Source organism: Sulfitobacter sp. M22 (assembly GCF_021736025.1).
Taxonomy (GTDB): Bacteria; Pseudomonadota; Alphaproteobacteria; order Rhodobacterales; family Rhodobacteraceae; genus Sulfitobacter; species Sulfitobacter litoralis.
In genome coordinates this window covers 2691319-2707241 of the sequence record NZ_WMEC01000001.1, presented here as the reverse complement: position 1 = coordinate 2707241, position 15923 = coordinate 2691319, and the positions used below count along the sequence as shown (strand labels likewise).

Below are 15923 nucleotides of genomic sequence, written 5' to 3'. Positions count from 1 at the left end.
TCCTCGCGCATCTGCACTAATAAATGTGACAACATAACATGAAAGATTACAAATCATGGTTTTTGGGCCCGACATCACCGAGCAACTGGCACGCGCCCGCGCCGATCTTCGTTTGGGCGTTCCCATTGTACTGGCCGGATCGCGTCCGGTTCTGGTTATGGCCGCCGAAACGCTGACGCCTGCCCGCTTGACCGGACTGCTTGCACTGGGCGGTGAACCGGTGCTGGCGATCACTGCGCGTCGGGCCGAAACCCTGAAAGCACACGCCTATGATGGCAGCTTTGCACGGGTGCTATTGCCGCATGATGCCGCTTTGCGGTGGGTTAAATCCGTTGCCGATCCTGCCGACGATTTGCGCAACCCGATGAAGGGCCCCCTTACCTGCGCCCGCGGCGGCGATGCGACGCCACATGGGTTGGCGATCGATCTGATAAAATCGGCACGGCTACTGCCCGCCGCAGTCATACTAGACCTTACAGACGCCGCGCAATTCGCGATGCAAAATGGCCTGACGGTGATTGATCTGAACGCGGCCAAACCGATCCTCGCCGCCCGCAGCCCGCTGCATCCTGTAGTCAACGCCCGCCTCCCGATGGAAGTGTCAGAGGCAGGGCGTCTGCATATTTTCCGCCCCGATGATGGCGGAGAAGAGCATTATGCCATCGAAATCGGCCGCCCCGACCGTAGCAAACCGGTACTGGCACGGCTGCATTCTGCCTGCTTTACCGGCGACATCATGGGCAGCCTGAAATGTGATTGCGGGCCGCAGCTTCATGCGGCGATGGCCCAGATGGGGTCCGAAGGAAACGGCGTATTGCTGTATCTGAACCAAGAGGGGCGCGGCATCGGGCTGACCAACAAGATGCGCGCCTATTCCCTTCAAGATCAGGGATTTGACACCGTCGAGGCCAACCACCGTCTTGGGTTTGAAGATGACGAAAGGGATTTTCGTCTGGGCTCGGATATCCTGAAATCAATGGGGTTTTCATCGGTACGCCTGCTGACCAATAACCCCCGCAAGGTCGAGATGATGGAGGCAAGCGGCGTCAAAGTGGCAGAGCGCGTCCCATTGAAGGTGGGCGAAAACCGTCACAATCACGCCTACCTTGCGACGAAAGCCGCTAAATCCGGTCACCTGCTGTGACGCCCGACGATCTGGTCCTCACGCGGCGAGGCGTCCGGTTTCAAGGGCGGTTGTACCCCTGCACCATTGGCAAAACCGGCGTTACTCACACCAAACAAGAGGGTGACAAGGCCACGCCCGCCGGCATTCACCGCATTGTCGGAATGCTATACCGGCCCGACCGCATCCCCGCCCCCGTGCCGTGGGCCGCGCCCATCGGGCCGCGCGATCTTTGGTCAGATGATGTGACACAGCCCCAGTACAACAGCCTCGTGCAAACCCCCTACCCGCACAGCCACGAAGCACTGCGCAGGGCTGACCCGCTTTATGATCTGGTGGTCCTGACCGATTGGAACTGGCCCGATGCCGTGCCGGGCCGGGGGTCTGCGATCTTTATCCACCAACAGCGCCGCCCCGGATACCCCACCGAAGGCTGCGTCGCGTTTTCACGCGCGCACCTTCATGACATAGCGGCACGGCTGACCCGTCATAGCCGTTTGATCGTCTAGCAGGCAGCCTTAGCCCGCGCTGCGTTCCCCAAAGATAGCAGAGCCGACGCGCACATGGGTCGCACCAAGCGCGATGGCCTTTTCAAAGTCGCTGCTCATCCCCATCGACAAGTCGCCTACCCCGTTTCGCGCCGCAATCTTGGCCAGTAACGCAAAATGAAGCGCGGCTTCCTCGTCGACCGGCGGGATACACATCAATCCGCGCACGGGTAGATCAAGCGACTGACATTCCTTGATAAACGCATCCGCATCTGCCGGTAGGACGCCTGCCTTCTGTGCCTCTTCGCCGGTGTTCACCTGCACGAACATATCAGGGCAGCGCCCCAGTTCCTGCGCCAGCCGCGCGAAGGTTTGGGCCAATTTAGGACGGTCGAGCGTGTGGATCACGTCGAACAGCTCCATCGCGCTGCGCGCCTTGTTGCTTTGCAGCGGGCCGATCAGGTGCAAGCCCACTCCGTCATACTGTTGTTGAAAGGCGGGCCATTTGCCCTCCGCCTCTTGCACGCGGTTTTCGCCAAAATAACGGTGCCCTTCGTCCAGAACAGCCGCCACGCGGGTGTCCGGCTGCACCTTGCTCACCGCGATCAATTGGACGCTGCCCGGCGTGCGGCCTGCGTCAGCTTCGGCTTTGGCGATGCGGGATGTGATGTCGTGCAAGCTCATGTCAGTCGGCCCTCGTTGTTAAGGGCGCACAGAACAACAGCTTGGCGCAAAAGAAAAGGGGCAGACCAACGGCCTGCCCCTCTTTTAGACTGTATCGTTCAACTTAGAAGTTGAAGCGAACACCCAGGTCCGCAACCGTATGGCCCGCAAAAAGCTTCGCAACACCACCACGGAGCGACGTGCCGCCACCCAAGTCGTGGTTGAAATCGATACCGTAACCAGTGTTCTGCGTCGGCGTACCAAAGATGGTGTCCGCGTCAGAAATGTAGGCTTCGATATTTGTTGCTGCGCCAACATCAAAGCGTGCAGCCAACGTGAATTGATCACCGTTGGTGCCGTTATCTGCCCAAGCAAGGGAAACAAACGCTGGACCGATGTTACCACCAGCAGATGCTGCCAGTTCCGTATCGGACGCACTGTTGGAATCTTGACCACCCAGTGCAAATTTCCAACCGTTCCATGCGTATGCAACATATGCTGCAACACGCTCGTTTGCACCGTCTGATGCGGACACATGAACTGATAGGTCGCCAGCGGAGTACATAACCTCGACGGCGTTGTTGGTCGAAGCCGCGCCAGCACCGTCGGAGTCGTAGAAGTCACCACCATACTGGTAGGGTGTGTATTCGTATTGCAAACCGGTCAAACCCAAGTCGATCGGGTACATGCCAGGCATGAATTCCAAAGCGCCGAAGATGTTACCAACACCAACTTCTAAACCGCCGGAACGGGCAAAGAAACGAGGCGCGTTGATACCAGTACTGTTGTACGAACCATCACCAGCAGGTGGTCCGAAAATCTCGTCATTTTCCTGCTCGATCCGCACACGCGCACCAAACGTAACGCCAGCGTCAGATTCGGCTGTGGCGTCGATCTGAAGGCGGAAGCGGCTGGTGATATCCACAGAGCTGTCGCCAGTGCCGTCATCGCCGAATGTCTGGGCGATACCGTTGGCACCCGCTGCGCTTGAATATATAACACCAAAACGGCCGTAGCCGCCGAATGTAACGTCTGCAGCTGCAACGCCAGCGGTCGCAACCAGAGCTGTTGTAGCGAAGAGAACTTTTTTCATGAGTTATCCCTCGGTTTGAATTCATATGCCCATACCGGGGAATCCGGTAGAGGTATGAGTGTGTTTTCAGCGTTTGCCTTTGTTTTGGCAAGGATCGCGGAGCCCCCCCTAAAATTGGGCAAAACTGTGATGCAGCTATGTCACAGTCATATTCGGGCCCGAAAGTCGACCGGGCCAAGAAGGCAAGAGCACAGTTGCCCCATACTATAGTATATACAGACATTGCGCTTGCCGACCGAACCCTGCTTGGATAGACCTGTGCGCAAACAGGCAAAGGACGGTCGAGATGGTGCGCAGTTCGGTATTCAAATCTACACTAGCCCTCGTGGCGGTCTTGTCGCTTGGCGCATGCGGCGCGCTCAACTTCGGCCCGCCCGCAGATCGCGACCCGAATCTGGGTCTTGCCCCCACTAACCCGAACTACGTCGAGATGGACCCAGACAATACGATCTGGTCGATCTTCAACCGCAAGAATACCGACACCAGCGTCTCGGTGAACAAGTACCTGTGGTCTGCGTCGCTTGAAGTGCTGAACTTTCTGCCGGTGCAATCCATTGATCCCTATACTGGGGTGATCGTCACGGGCTATGGCACGCCTCCGGGTGGCAATCAGTCCTACCGCGCGACGGTCCTGATTGACGACCCTGCCCTTGATGCACGGTCTTTGAACATCGCGCTGCAAACCCGCGGCGGTCGCACGGTGAGCAAAGCGACCTCTCGTGCTGTCGAGGATGCGATCCTGAGCCGAGCGCGCGAGATGCGCATCGCCGACGCCAAATTCTAAGCCCGCACCCGTCCCTTCCCCATTACAACGCCGGGCCACGCGCTAGTCGCTCGCCCGGCGTTTTTCGTTCATAAGGTCTGCCAAGATGTCCTCTTACTCCCCCGCCGAAATCGAAGCCCGCTGGCAAGCCGCCTGGGAAAAGAACGATGTGTTCCAAGCGGTACGCAGCGCCGACAAGCCCAAGTATTATGTGTTGGAAATGTTCCCCTATCCGTCGGGACGCATCCACATGGGGCACGTGCGCAACTATACTATGGGCGATGTCATTGCGCGCTATAAGATCGCGACGGGCCACAATGTCTTGCACCCGATGGGCTGGGACGCCTTTGGGATGCCAGCGGAAAACGCGGCGATGGCGATCGGTGGCCACCCCAAAGACTGGACCTACGGCAACATCGCCGACATGCGTGGCCAGATGAAACCGCTGGGGCTGTCGATTGACTGGTCTCGCGAGTTTGCGACCTGCGATCCGGAATATTACGGCCAGCAGCAAGCGTTGTTTCTCGATTTCCTAGCCGAGGGTCTGGTCTATCGCAAAAATGCCGTTGTGAACTGGGACCCGGTCGACATGACCGTGCTTGCCAACGAACAGGTCGAAGCTGGCCGCGGCTGGCGGTCCGGCGCGCTGGTTGAACGGCGCGAACTGACGCAGTGGTTCTTCAAGATCTCTGACCACTCCGAAGAACTGCTGGCGGCGCTGGACACACTTGATAATTGGCCCGCCAAGGTCAAACTGATGCAGGCCAACTGGATCGGCCAGTCGCGCGGGCTGCAGTTTGCGTTCTCTACCATTGATGCCCCCGAAGGCCACGACCGGATAGAGGTTTACACCACGCGCCCCGACACCCTGCTGGGGGCCAGCTTCGTCGGGATCTCGCCGGACCACCCGCTGGCCAAGCTGCTAGAAAAAGATTCGCCCGAAATCGCGGCCTTCTGCGCTGAATGCCGCAAAGGCGGCACAACGGAAGAAGCGATTGAGACCGCCGAGAAGCTCGGGATGGATACGGGCCTGCGCGTCCGTCATCCATTTGACACCGCGTGGGAACTACCGGTTTATATCGCGAACTTCATCCTGATGGATTATGGCACGGGGGCTATCTTTGGCTGCCCTGCGCATGACGCGCGGGATTTCGAATTTGCCACCAAATACGGGCTGCCGATCACCTCGACCTTCTTGCCTGACGAAGATGCGGACCCCAAACTTTCCGCTCCCTTCGTGCCGGCAAAATCCGAAAAGATGTATTACAACGGCGGGTTCGCAGGCGAGAAATGGCAAACCGGCGAAGACGCCATTGTGGCAGCCATCGACGCCTGTGAAGCGCAAGGCGTGGGCCAGGGCGTGACCAAATACCGCCTGCGTGATTGGGGCCTGTCACGGCAACGCTATTGGGGCTGCCCGATTCCTGTCGTCCATTGTGACGCCTGTGGTGTGGTGCCCGAGAAGAAAGAGAACCTGCCGATCGAACTGCCCTATGATGTCAGCTTTGACACGCCGGGCAACCCGCTGGATCGCCACCCGACATGGCGCGATTGCACCTGCCCTTCATGCGGTGCACCTGCGAAACGCGAAACCGATACAATGGATACGTTCGTCGATTCCTCATGGTATTTCGCGCGGTTCACCGCGCCGCATGCGGACACGCCAACCAATATGGCGGATGCGGAATACTGGATGAATGTCGACCAGTATATCGGCGGCATCGAACACGCGATTTTGCACCTTCTGTATTCGCGCTTCTTTGCCAGGGCGATGCAAATCACTGGCCACTTGCCCGACAAAGCAATCGAGCCGTTTAACGCATTATTCACCCAAGGCATGGTAACCCACGAAATCTACCAGACCCCCGGTGACAACGGGCGGCCTGTCTACCACCTGCCGGAGGATGTGACAGACGGCAAACTCGCCGACGGAACTGCGGTCGAAATCATCCCCTCGGCCAAAATGTCGAAGTCGAAAAAGAACGTCGTCGACCCGTTGGGGATCATCGCGAACTACGGGGCCGATACAGCCCGCTGGTTCGTGCTGTCCGATTCGCCCCCCGAACGCGATGTCGAATGGACTGCATCAGGTGCCGAGGCCGCCTATAAGCACCTCAACCGGGTCTGGAATATCAGCGCCCGCATCGCGGAAATGGACGAAAGTGCGGCAGGCACGGGCGACGATGACCTGCTGCGTGCGATGCATAAAACCGTTCACGACGTGACGATGGGTGTCGAATCCTTTGGCTTTAACGCCGCAATTGCCAAGCTTTACGCCTTTACTGCAACGTTGCAGAAATCAAAAGCGGGCAAGGCCACGCAGCGCGAGGCGATTATGACGCTGGCGCAGCTGATGGCCCCGATGACCCCCCACCTGGCCGAGGAAATCTGGGCCGCTCAAGGCGGTGCCGATCTCATCACCACCTCTGCTTGGCCCAAAGCCGACGACGCTATGCTGGTCGATGATACCGTTACACTGCCGATCCAGATCAACGGCAAGCGCCGCGCGGAAATCCAAGTCCCTGCGGATATGTCGAAGGAAGAGGTTGAAAAGATCGCGCTCAACCACGAAGCTGTCATTCGTACTCTGGATGGGGCCACGCCCAAAAAGGTCATTGTTGTGCCGGGACGGATCGTCAATGTCGTTGCTTAACCGCCGTTTTCTTTTTGCTGTGCCCCTGCTGGCGCTGGCGGCCTGCGGGTTCCAACCCGTTTATGGCCCCGGCGGCAGCGGTACCGCGTTGCAAAATGCGGTACAGGTCGACGCGCCGGATGACGCGTTCTCCTATACGCTGGTCCGCGAGATCGAGACACGGTTGGGCCGCGCCGACAGCCCCCGCTATGCGCTGGCTTTAACGGTCGATACCTCTCAAGAGGGGTTGGCGATCGATAGCGAGGACAACACCACACGCTATAACTTGGTCGGCGATGTCGATTTCGCCTTGCGCAACATCTCCACCGGCCAAGTTGTCACGTCGGGAAATGTCGAAAATTTTACGGGCTATTCCGCGACCGGATCGACTGTTGCCACGCTCGCAGCAGAACGGGATGCGCAAAAGCGGTTGATGGTCATGTTGGCAGAGCAGCTGGTCACACGCCTTTATGCGGCTGATCTGGCCCGATGAAGCTGCCCCCGCGCGACGCGAATGCCTATTTCGCCAAGCCCGATCCGAACAAGACCGGGCTTTTGATCTATGGCGGCGACGCGATGCGTGTCGCGCTGAAGCGGCAAAGCTTTCTGAAAAACCTATTGGGTCCCAACGCAGAAGAGGAAATGCGCCTGACCCGTATTCAGGCCGCCGATCTGCGCCGTGACGCGCCGATGCTTCTTGATGCGATAAAGGCCGTCGGCTTTTTCCCCGGCCCCCGTGCGGCCTTCGTTGAAGATGCCAATGACAATATCGCCAAAATTCTGTCTGATGCGCTGGCCGACTGGCAGCCGGGCGATGCGCAAATTGTGGTAACAGCCGGCGATCTCAAAAAAACCTCCAAGGTGCTCAAGGCGTTTGAAGCCCATAAAAATGCTTTTGCGACCCCGATTTACGACAATCCGCCTGACCGAGCAGAGATTGAACGTGTGCTCGCCGAGGCAAAGCTAAGCCCCGAGCCTGACGCGATGGGGGTGCTGACCGAACTGGCGCGTGTGCTCGATCCGGGCGATTTTCGTCAAATGGTTGATAAGATTACACTCTACAAGATCGGCGACGCTGGCCCGCTTACCGCCGAGGATGTCGCCAATTGCGCACCCACCTCTACCGAAGCAGAGGTCGACGACATTCTGCATGTGGTAGCCGAGGCCCGCGCAGGAGACATCGGGCCGGTTATGGCAAAGCTGCAGGCACAGGGGGTAAATGCCGTCACCTTGATCATCATGGCGACACGTCACTTTCGTACGCTTTACCGCATCGCGAGCAATCCGGGCGGACAGATCTGGGGTGTGCGCGATCGCGACCGCGCCATGCGACAAGCCAAAAGCTGGGGGGCAGCCAAGCTTGAAACGGCGCTGACCGTGCTGACGGACACCGACCTGACGCTCAGGTCGGCGGGGCAACATGCGCCGACGATGGCGCTGGTCGAACGTGCTTTTATCCGCCTCGCGATGCTGGGCGCACAACGCTAAAATCAGGTTAATTCTTGGGAGGGAATGTCGATGTATAAGGTAATCGGAGCGACAAAATCACGGGCGATGCGCGTCATGTGGATGCTCGAAGAACTTGGTCAGCCCTATGAACACGTGCCCTGCGGGCCGCGCTCGGACGCGGCGAAGCAATACAACCCGTCGGGCAAAATTCCGGCGCTGGTCGACGGCGATGAGGTTCTGACCGATTCGGTTGCGATAATGCAGTATCTTGCGGATAAACACAGCGCGCTGACGGCCCCTGCCGGGACCCCGGCCCGTGCGCGTCAGGATGCGCTGACCTTTTGGCTGATCGACGAGATGGACGCGATCCTTTGGGCGGCCGCCAAACACAGCTTTGTTTTCCCCGAAGAGCAGCGCGTCCCCGAGATCAAGGACAGCCTGAAAGCGGAGTTCGCCCGCTCCGCCGCAAATTTGTCCGACAGATTGGACGGCCCCTTTCTGATGGGCGAGCAGGTGACGATACCGGATTTGCTGGCGACCCATTGCATCAACTGGTCCATCGGCGCGGGCTTTGCCCGGGTGGATGACAAGCTCGGGAATTGGGCCAAATCCATGCGCGACCGCCCTGCGTTCAAGGCCGCAGCGACCCGCGAGGATTAATCCCGTTGCGCCCAAGCGGCGGCATGTTGACCTGCCCATCGGCCTGTCGCAAGGCAGGCCGAAATCAAATATCCGCCAGTAGGCGCTTCCCAATCCAGCATTTCGCCTGCAACGAACACACCGGGGCGTGCGCGCAGCATCAGCCCGTCGTCCACCGCGTCGAATTTCACGCCACCAGCAGTGGAAATTGCTTCGTCCAGCGGCCGCAATCCCGCGTGTTTCACTGGCAACGCCTTGAGCAGTTTTGCCAGGTCCGCAGCATCCCCCGGCAAGGGTCGCGCCATTTCTTGTAGCAGCGCAATCTTGGCCACATCCAGCTTGAGCGTTTTGCGCAAATAGTTTGCAAGGCTCATCTTGCCGCGTGGCTTAGCGAGCTTTTCTGTCAGCGCCTCGCGCGTTTGATCGGGCAGCAGGTCCAGCATCAACGGGTGCCCCTCGCGCAGCCCGCGCGAAACCGTGTAGATCCCGCCCCCTTCCAATCCCCGAGCAGAGATCACCGCCTCCCCCCGGGACCGGTAAGTTCCTGATTTCAAACCGATGCCTTTCAGCGCCGCACCGAAATGCGCCCCCATATGCGCCGACCATTTCATCGCGATACCGGCATTGGCAGGCGCAAAGGGGGCGATATCAACGCCCGCGTCACGCAAGGGTAAGGCCCATGCGCCAGTGGCACCCAGCCGTGACCAACTTGCCCCGCCCATGGCCAGCACCGTTACATCGACCGGTAGATGTTGCATTCCATCAGGGGTATCGAAAACCGGCGTGCCGTCGTCCCATCCGGTCCAGCGCCAGCGTGTTTTCAGGTCTACACCTTCGTCCGACAGACGTGCCAACCACGCGCGCAGCAACGGCGACGCCTTCATCACTGTTGGGAACACCCGCCCCGTCGTTCCGGTGAACAGGTTTTGCCCTAATTCTTCCGCCCAGCCTTGCACCGCAGGCGCATCGAAACTGTTCAGAATAGGTTTAAGCGGCCCTTTTGCCGTCGTAAACGCGTTTAAAAACTTGGTGCGTTCTTCGGCCTTAGTGATGTTCAGCCCTGATTTTCCGGCCATCAACAGCTTGCGCGCGACAGACGGTTTATGATCACAGACGGTGACAGAAAGCCCTGCGGCCGCCATCATTTCGGCCGCCATCAACCCAGCAGGCCCCGCGCCAATGACAACCCCGCGCCGGGCGGGAAAAATATTTGATGTCATGACATGCTCTTTCAATCGGATTAAGGGTATAGCTATTTGTTACAGCGACACCATTAACTTGACCTTAAACCAAATGCACGACGATCGTGATTATTCCAACAAGAGGGCAAAATATGCGCATCATTTTAATCATCTCGGGTCTCACCTTGCTTGCAGGCTGCGGCGTACCCTTCGTGCCGTTTATCTAGGCTCGGCTGCTATAAAACCTCGGCTGGGCTCGCTGACGCCGCACACATCGATTTTATGCCGCTCGCGATATCAGGCGCAGCGGCAATCGTGTCGGACACGATAGAACGCGCGCTTTCCATCAACGCATCATCGGCGACAATGCGATCTACCAAACCGAAATTCAGCGCTTCGTCAGCGGTGATTTTCTGGCCGCCCATCAGAATGAGCTTGCTCCGCGACGGGCCAATCAGCGCCGCCATCCGTGCAGGATCACTGGGTTGTGGCAAGAACCCCAGTTTCATCACCGGATAAAAGAACTTGGCACTCGGGACGCAGATCCGCAGATCGCACGCCAGCGCCATCCCCATTGCGCCGCCGGCCAGCGTCCCGTTCATCGCGCAGATGCTCAACCCCGGCAACGCGGCAATTGCACCGGACAGCCGCTCCCAGATGTCGGAAACGGCCAGCCCTGCGCGGGCTTCGTCCAGATCGGCCCCTGCGCTGAACACCTTGCCATGACCGGTCAGGATCACGGCACGCGCGGCTTGGGCGTCCTCCATGAACTCGGCCAGCGCAACCAGCATATCATGGGTCAGGGAATTGGCTTTGTCCGGCCGGTTGATCGTCGCAACCCAGACGGACCCTTCGCGGTCGAAATCAATCATACCAGACCAATCGTTTTGCGGATGCCTTCGTCGCGCAGCGAGATTTCCTCGCCGCAGTATGTGTCGGCGTCGGCGCTGCACATCCACAGCAACGCACGCGCGGGCCAATCGGCGGGGATGTGATCTTCCCATGCCAGCTCGCTTACGGGGTTCACGCCGCTTGCTTTGATCTCGCGTTGCATCTGGGTCGCCACGGTGCCCGGCGACAGGCCGATGGCGCGAATGCCGTTTGCGGCTTCTTCCAGATGGATCGACCGCCCCATCATATTCACTGCCGCTTTGGACGCGCAATAATGGCTCCAGGCTTCGATGGCGTGATGCGCGGCACCCGAGCTAATCGTCAGGATTGACCCACCGCCTGCGTTTTTCATCACCGGCAGCACAGCGCGCATCCCGTTGTAGACGCCCTTGAGGTTGATATCGATGACCTGAGACCACTCGTCCGGGTCCGACGCGGCAAGATGCGAGATCGGTTCGATCACGCCGGCGTTGTTGATCAGCACATCAACGCTGCCAAAGGCCCCAAGCGCGGTTTCCACAGCCGAGGACATCTCGCCGAAACGGGCCACGTTGCACGGGATCGCGATGGCCTGCTTGCCGATTTCCCCAGCCAGATCAGCAATCGCATCTTGCGACCGCGCCATCAACACAACGTTCGCCCCGGCGGAGGCGAAAACCCGCGCTGCTTCGGCACCGATCCCGCGGCTTGCGCCGGTGATCATCACGGTTTTGCCAGTCATATCCATCGTATAATTTCCTTTGTCTTCAGTATACCCCCGTCCGGAGGCCACCGCCTTCGGCGCTTGGTGACATCGTTAGCAACAACATCGACCAGCGCCAATCAAAAGCGCCCACTCGGGCGGAAGATCGCAGATTGGCGCGAGCGGCATTGCCTTGTAAGCTGGCATCGGGCGATTACCTTTAGCGCAACCGCGCTATCACCGGATGGCCGCCCGCGATTTGCGATAAAGGAATTTTTCATGATCCGCCCCCTCTTTGGCAGTGCCGCCCTTTCAGTTCTTTTCACATCATCCAGCGCTTTGGCAGATGTCACCCCGCAGGATGTGTGGCGCGACTGGCAGGATCATATGCAAAGCATGGGCTACACCCTGACCGCGACCGAAAAGGCGACCGGTGACACGCTTGCGGTAAGCAATGTCCGCTTTGACCTATCAAGCGAACCTGACCTAGCCCAAATCTCGATGTCGCTTGAACAGTTGAGCCTGGTGCAGAACGACGATGGGACAGTGTCAGTTGTGATGCCCGAAGCGATGCCGCTGGTGCTTGAGATCACCCCGGCCGACCCCGACGAAGACCGCGTCCGCGCCGCAGTGACCGTGAACCAGACAGGCCATGACATGCGCGTCAGCGGCACACCGACAGACCTGAGCAGCGCCTATGCCGCGGGTCTGCTGGGCCTGTCGCTTGATCAGATGACAGTGGGGGATGAAACCTTTGGCCCCGATAATACGGCGTTGAACGTGGTGCTCAATGACGTCGAATATCTGTCGAAATCGGTACTGACGGACATGCGCGCCTATGCGCAAGACGGCTCCGTCGCGTCGATGACCTTTGATATGCGGTTCAAAGACCCCGAAGAGCCCGCCATCGCAACGCTCAACGGCACGTCGGCCAATATGACCTTTGACGGCGACGGGCGGTTGCCGCTGGGTGTGGCACGGGCCAGCGATATGGCAGCGATGCTGCGGTCTGGCATGACCGGCGCAGGCACGCTCGCAAGCGGCAACAGCACGCTGACGGTGGACATCGAAGACCCCGAGAACGGCAATATGTCCGCCGCAGTCGCGTCTGAAGGCGGCCGCTTGACGGTTGAAACCAGCGCCGACGGGATGAGCTATGCCGGTTCGCGTCAGGGGATGGCCCTGTCTGTGCAGCCGCAGCAGTTCCCGTTCCTGCTGTCCTTCGGCCTCGACAATGCGGCGTTCAATCTCAGCGCGCCGGTGCTGAAGACGGATGACGCGCAGGACGTGGCGCTTGGGTTGAACCTCGAAGGGTTCACCATGTCGGATATGGTCTGGGGCATGATCAACCCCCAAGGCACCCTGCCCCGTGATCCTGCGAACCTGTCGCTGGATGTCTCGGGCAAGGCACGCCTGTTGATGGATTACTTTGACCCCGAGGCCGCGGCCAAGATGGCAGAAACCGGAAACGTTCCTGCCCAGTTGGATAGCGTGAACCTGAATGCATTGATCGTGGAGGCATTGGGGGCCAAGTTGACGGGCAATGGTGCGGCAACCTTTGACCACGACGAAAACGACCCCACAACGCTCAAGCCGTCGGGCGCAGTTGATCTTAAACTGGTGGGTGGCAACACCTTGATGGATACACTCGTATCTTCGGGGTTGCTGCCCGCGCAGATGGCGATGGGGGCCCGGATGATGATGGGCATGTTCGCCGTCCCTGCCGAGGGCGAGGATACATTGAAATCCAAACTTGAATTCACCCGCGACGGGCAGATTCTCGCGAACGGCCAGCGGATCAAATAAGGCCCTGCAGCCGCATCCTTTCACGGACGGGCGTCCCTTGCGCAGGTGCGACAGGGACGCTAGCAGTCTTTTCACCCACCCAAGGAGTATTCCCCCATGTCGCAATCCATTGAGGCGCTGACCAAGTCTTTGCTCCATGCCGCCAGCCGCGCAGGTGCAGACAGCGCCGATGCGATGGCCGTGCGCGGGACGTCGGTAAACGTCGATGTGCGCGGCGGGATGCTGGAACAGGCTGAACGCGCCGAGGGCGTGGATATCGGGCTGCGCGTCTTTGTCGGGCAACGGTCAGCCAATGTGTCTGCGTCTGACACGTCGGACCGCACAATCGAGGAAATGGCGATCCGTGCGGTGGCGATGGCGAAAGAAGCGCCCGAAGACCCCTATATCGGGCTTGCCGACCCCGACCAGCTGGCGACGGATTGGGATATCGAAGCGCTTGAGCTTTACGACCCCGCACCCGAGCCCGCGCCCGAAGCGCTCCAAGATGACGCTGCCCGCGCCGAAGCCGCAGGGTTGGCCGTCAAAGGCGTCAGCCAAGTCCAATCTGCCGGTGCGGGATATGGGGCGCAGCAGGTATTCATGGCCGCCAGCAACGGGTTCGAGGGCGGATACCGCCGTACCGATCGCGGGCTGTCTTGTGTTGCAATCGCCGGAACGGGCACGGGGATGGAGCGGGACTATGACGGCGACAGCCGCATTTTCCAGACCGATCTGCGCAGCCCCGAAGACATCGGCACAAAGGCAGGCGAACGCGTTCTTGAACGCATGGGCGCACGCAAGCCGCCCACGGGGGCCTATCCGGTACTGTTTGACGAACGCATTTCCTCTGCCCTGATCGGGCACCTGCTGTCGGCCATCAGCGGCAGCGCGATCGCGCGTGGCGCATCATGGCTGCGCAGCGCTATGGGCGAACAGGTTCTGCCCAAAGGCCTGTCCCTGATCGAAGACCCCTTTCGCCCCCGCGTCGCAGGCTCGCGCCCCTTTGATGGCGAAGGCCTTCCCACATCGCGCCGTACCATCGTTGAAGACGGGATATTGCAGGGCTGGACCCTTGATCTCGCGACGGCCCGCAAGCTGGGGCTGACCCCGACTGGCAACGCGGCACGCGGCACCGGATCGAACCCCGGTCCGGCCACTTGGAACATCGCGCTGTCCCAAGGCGACGCCACCCGTGCTGACCTGATCCGCGATATGGGCACCGGCCTACTTGTGACCTCGATGATCGGCTCTACGATCAATCCAAATACAGGCGACTATTCACGTGGGGCGTCTGGCCTGTGGATCGAGAATGGCGAGATCACCCATGCGATCAACGAATGCACCATCGCGGGCAACTTGCGTGACATGTTGCAATCGATCGTGCCGGCCAATGATGCGCGCGCACATCTGAGCCGCGTCGTGCCGTCCTTGCTTGTCTCGGGAATGACCCTTGCCGGCGCTTAATGACCTCTCCCTCCTGATAGAGGCCGCGCACCGATCCGGCGAGATTGCGACCTCTTTCAGCGGCAAAACCGCGCAGCGTTGGGACAAGCCCGACGAGGCCGGCCCCGTGACCGAGGCGGACCTTGCAGTCAATGCGATGTTGCACCAGACGCTGACAAAGGCCCGTCCGGATTATGGCTGGCTGTCCGAAGAAAGCGACGATGGCCCGCAGCGCCTGGGGCAGCGCGATCTCTTTATCATTGATCCCATTGATGGCACGCGCAGCTTTATCGAAGGGTCCGACACATGGTCCCATTCACTTGCCATCTCGCGGAACGGGAAGATCACGGCAGCTGTGGTGTTTTTGCCCATGCTGGACCGGCTCTATGCGGCGGCTACGGGGCGTGGCGCGACGCTGAACGGCCAACCGATTGCCGTCTCCGACATCGCCACCTTGTCCGAGGCCACCGTGCTGGCAACCAAACCGGTGATGGAAATGCAGCATTGGGCCAAGGGCGACCCCGGCTTTAAACGCGCGCACCGTCCCTCGCTGGCCTATCGGCTGGGGCTGGTGGGACAGGGCCGGTTTGATGGCATGGTCACGCTGCGCAAAAGCTGGGAATGGGACATCGCCGCGGGCGCGCTGATTGTCACCGAAGCAGGCGGGCAGTGCACTGACCGCACGGGGCAGCCGCTGCGGTTCAACAACCCCGATCCGCGTCTGAACGGTGTGGTCGCGGGGGGCGGTGCCGTCCATGCGGCGCTGCTAAGCGGCCTTGCCCAGACCCAAGCCACCCCGTAGATTGCGCCCAAGGCCATCTGTTTGAAAACAAAGGATCGCGATATGACCCAACGCCTGCACCTCGTTTTCGGGGGTGAATTGATTTCGCCCACCGGCACCGCGTTCAAGAACGTCGATGACATCCACGTCGTTGGGATCTTCCCGAACTATGCCAGCGCCTATGACGCTTGGAAAAATGAAGCACAGCGCACGGTCGATAACGCGCATATGCGGTACTTTATCGCGCATCTGCACCGTCTGCGCGACGAAGAAGCTGCAGCGTCCTCTACCGAAGAACTGGGGTAAACTC

At 59.8% G+C, this 15923-nt stretch carries 16 protein-coding genes; 11 read left to right on the top strand and 5 right to left on the bottom strand.

What is annotated here, in order from left to right; all coding sequences use genetic code 11:
- The first annotated feature begins 55 nt into the window (after window positions 1-55).
- Together ribA and GLP52_RS13280 are read left to right on the top strand one after the other, a co-directional pair.
- A complete protein-coding gene (ribA, locus tag GLP52_RS13285) occupies window positions 56-1144 on the top strand; it encodes a GTP cyclohydrolase II (protein ID WP_093731988.1) in 1089 nt (362 codons plus the stop codon).
- Window positions 1141-1632 carry a L,D-transpeptidase family protein gene (locus tag GLP52_RS13280; protein ID WP_237271084.1) on the top strand — a complete coding sequence of 164 codons (492 nt, stop codon included), beginning with the start codon at window positions 1141-1143 and terminating at the stop codon, window positions 1630-1632. The genes ribA and GLP52_RS13280 overlap by 4 nt, the downstream gene beginning before the upstream one ends.
- Window positions 1633-1641: 9 nt before the next feature.
- Here the strand turns inward: GLP52_RS13280 and GLP52_RS13275 are convergent, their stop codons facing one another.
- Together GLP52_RS13275 and GLP52_RS13270 are read right to left on the bottom strand one after the other, a co-directional pair.
- Window positions 1642-2295: a YggS family pyridoxal phosphate-dependent enzyme gene (locus GLP52_RS13275; RefSeq protein WP_009825512.1), complete on the bottom strand. Its 654-nt coding sequence runs from the start codon at window positions 2293-2295 to the stop codon at window positions 1642-1644.
- 103 nt (window positions 2296-2398) lie between these two features.
- Window positions 2399-3367 carry a porin gene (locus GLP52_RS13270; protein ID WP_237271083.1) on the bottom strand — a complete coding sequence of 323 codons (969 nt, stop codon included), beginning with the start codon at window positions 3365-3367 and terminating at the stop codon, window positions 2399-2401.
- 286 nt (window positions 3368-3653) lie between these two features.
- Here GLP52_RS13270 and GLP52_RS13265 point away from each other — a divergent pair, with 286 nt between their 5' ends.
- The 5 genes from GLP52_RS13265 to GLP52_RS13245 all read left to right on the top strand — a co-directional run bounded on the left by GLP52_RS13265 (window position 3654) and on the right by GLP52_RS13245 (window position 8871).
- A complete protein-coding gene (locus GLP52_RS13265; protein ID WP_093731991.1) occupies window positions 3654-4151 on the top strand; it encodes a DUF3576 domain-containing protein in 498 nt (165 codons plus the stop codon).
- An 85-nt stretch (window positions 4152-4236) separates the two neighbouring features.
- Window positions 4237-6783: a leucine--tRNA ligase gene (gene leuS / locus GLP52_RS13260; protein WP_237273568.1), complete on the top strand. Its 2547-nt coding sequence runs from the start codon at window positions 4237-4239 to the stop codon at window positions 6781-6783.
- Window positions 6770-7255, top strand: a complete 486-nt coding sequence (gene lptE, locus GLP52_RS13255; protein ID WP_237271081.1) for an LPS assembly lipoprotein LptE — start codon at window positions 6770-6772, stop codon at window positions 7253-7255. The genes leuS and lptE overlap by 14 nt, the downstream gene beginning before the upstream one ends.
- Window positions 7252-8250 (top strand): DNA polymerase III subunit delta, encoded by a 999-nt coding sequence (gene holA, locus GLP52_RS13250; protein WP_237271080.1) that lies wholly within the window; start codon window positions 7252-7254, stop codon window positions 8248-8250. Before lptE ends, holA begins: the two co-directional genes overlap by 4 nt.
- Window positions 8251-8280: 30 nt before the next feature.
- On the top strand, window positions 8281-8871 hold the full coding sequence (locus GLP52_RS13245) for a glutathione S-transferase family protein (protein ID WP_093731995.1): 591 nt from the start codon (window positions 8281-8283) through the stop codon (window positions 8869-8871).
- Here the strand turns inward: GLP52_RS13245 and GLP52_RS13240 are convergent.
- The 3 genes from GLP52_RS13240 to GLP52_RS13230 form a co-directional block, all read right to left on the bottom strand.
- A complete protein-coding gene (locus GLP52_RS13240; RefSeq protein ID WP_237271079.1) occupies window positions 8868-10070 on the bottom strand; it encodes a TIGR03862 family flavoprotein in 1203 nt (400 codons plus the stop codon). The genes GLP52_RS13245 and GLP52_RS13240 overlap by 4 nt on opposite strands.
- Before the next feature lie 197 nt (window positions 10071-10267).
- Complete coding sequence (locus tag GLP52_RS13235; protein WP_093731997.1) at window positions 10268-10903, bottom strand: enoyl-CoA hydratase/isomerase family protein; 636 nt, start codon at window positions 10901-10903, stop codon at window positions 10268-10270.
- On the bottom strand, window positions 10900-11649 hold the full coding sequence (locus GLP52_RS13230) for an SDR family oxidoreductase (RefSeq protein ID WP_093731998.1): 750 nt from the start codon (window positions 11647-11649) through the stop codon (window positions 10900-10902). The genes GLP52_RS13235 and GLP52_RS13230 overlap by 4 nt, the downstream gene beginning before the upstream one ends.
- 234 nt (window positions 11650-11883) lie before the next feature.
- On the opposite strand from GLP52_RS13230, the gene GLP52_RS13225 reads away from it, so the two are divergent.
- The 4 genes from GLP52_RS13225 (at window position 11884) to GLP52_RS13210 (ending at window position 15919) form a co-directional block, all read left to right on the top strand.
- A complete protein-coding gene (locus tag GLP52_RS13225) occupies window positions 11884-13410 on the top strand; it encodes a DUF2125 domain-containing protein (protein WP_237271078.1) in 1527 nt (508 codons plus the stop codon).
- 96 nt (window positions 13411-13506) lie between these two features.
- Window positions 13507-14853 (top strand): TldD/PmbA family protein, encoded by a 1347-nt coding sequence (locus GLP52_RS13220; protein ID WP_237271077.1) that lies wholly within the window; start codon window positions 13507-13509, stop codon window positions 14851-14853.
- Window positions 14840-15634, top strand: coding sequence for a 3'(2'),5'-bisphosphate nucleotidase CysQ (locus tag GLP52_RS13215; protein WP_093732001.1), 795 nt, complete (start codon window positions 14840-14842; stop codon window positions 15632-15634). The genes GLP52_RS13220 and GLP52_RS13215 overlap by 14 nt, the downstream gene beginning before the upstream one ends.
- Window positions 15635-15676: 42 nt before the next feature.
- The gene (locus GLP52_RS13210) at window positions 15677-15919 is read left to right on the top strand and encodes a DUF4170 domain-containing protein (RefSeq protein ID WP_005850395.1); all 243 of its coding nucleotides are present in this window, start codon (window positions 15677-15679) and stop codon (window positions 15917-15919) included.
- Window positions 15920-15923 lie beyond the last annotated feature (4 nt).

Coding starts and splice junctions, on each gene's coding strand:
- leuS (WP_237273568.1), top strand. CDS start 4,237: ATGTCCTCTTACTCCCCCGCCGAAATCGAAGCCCGCTGGCAAGCCGCC.
- GLP52_RS13220 (WP_237271077.1), top strand. CDS start 13,507: ATGTCGCAATCCATTGAGGCGCTGACCAAGTCTTTGCTCCATGCCGCC.
- GLP52_RS13225 (WP_237271078.1), top strand. CDS start 11,884: ATGATCCGCCCCCTCTTTGGCAGTGCCGCCCTTTCAGTTCTTTTCACA.
- lptE (WP_237271081.1), top strand. CDS start 6,770: ATGTCGTTGCTTAACCGCCGTTTTCTTTTTGCTGTGCCCCTGCTGGCG.
- GLP52_RS13265 (WP_093731991.1), top strand. CDS start 3,654: ATGGTGCGCAGTTCGGTATTCAAATCTACACTAGCCCTCGTGGCGGTC.
- GLP52_RS13245 (WP_093731995.1), top strand. CDS start 8,281: ATGTATAAGGTAATCGGAGCGACAAAATCACGGGCGATGCGCGTCATG.
- GLP52_RS13275 (WP_009825512.1), bottom strand. CDS start 2,295: ATGAGCTTGCACGACATCACATCCCGCATCGCCAAAGCCGAAGCTGAC.
- GLP52_RS13235 (WP_093731997.1), bottom strand. CDS start 10,903: ATGATTGATTTCGACCGCGAAGGGTCCGTCTGGGTTGCGACGATCAAC.
- GLP52_RS13240 (WP_237271079.1), bottom strand. CDS start 10,070: ATGACATCAAATATTTTTCCCGCCCGGCGCGGGGTTGTCATTGGCGCG.
- GLP52_RS13210 (WP_005850395.1), top strand. CDS start 15,677: ATGACCCAACGCCTGCACCTCGTTTTCGGGGGTGAATTGATTTCGCCC.
- GLP52_RS13230 (WP_093731998.1), bottom strand. CDS start 11,649: ATGGATATGACTGGCAAAACCGTGATGATCACCGGCGCAAGCCGCGGG.
- holA (WP_237271080.1), top strand. CDS start 7,252: ATGAAGCTGCCCCCGCGCGACGCGAATGCCTATTTCGCCAAGCCCGAT.
- GLP52_RS13270 (WP_237271083.1), bottom strand. CDS start 3,367: ATGAAAAAAGTTCTCTTCGCTACAACAGCTCTGGTTGCGACCGCTGGC.
- ribA (WP_093731988.1), top strand. CDS start 56: ATGGTTTTTGGGCCCGACATCACCGAGCAACTGGCACGCGCCCGCGCC.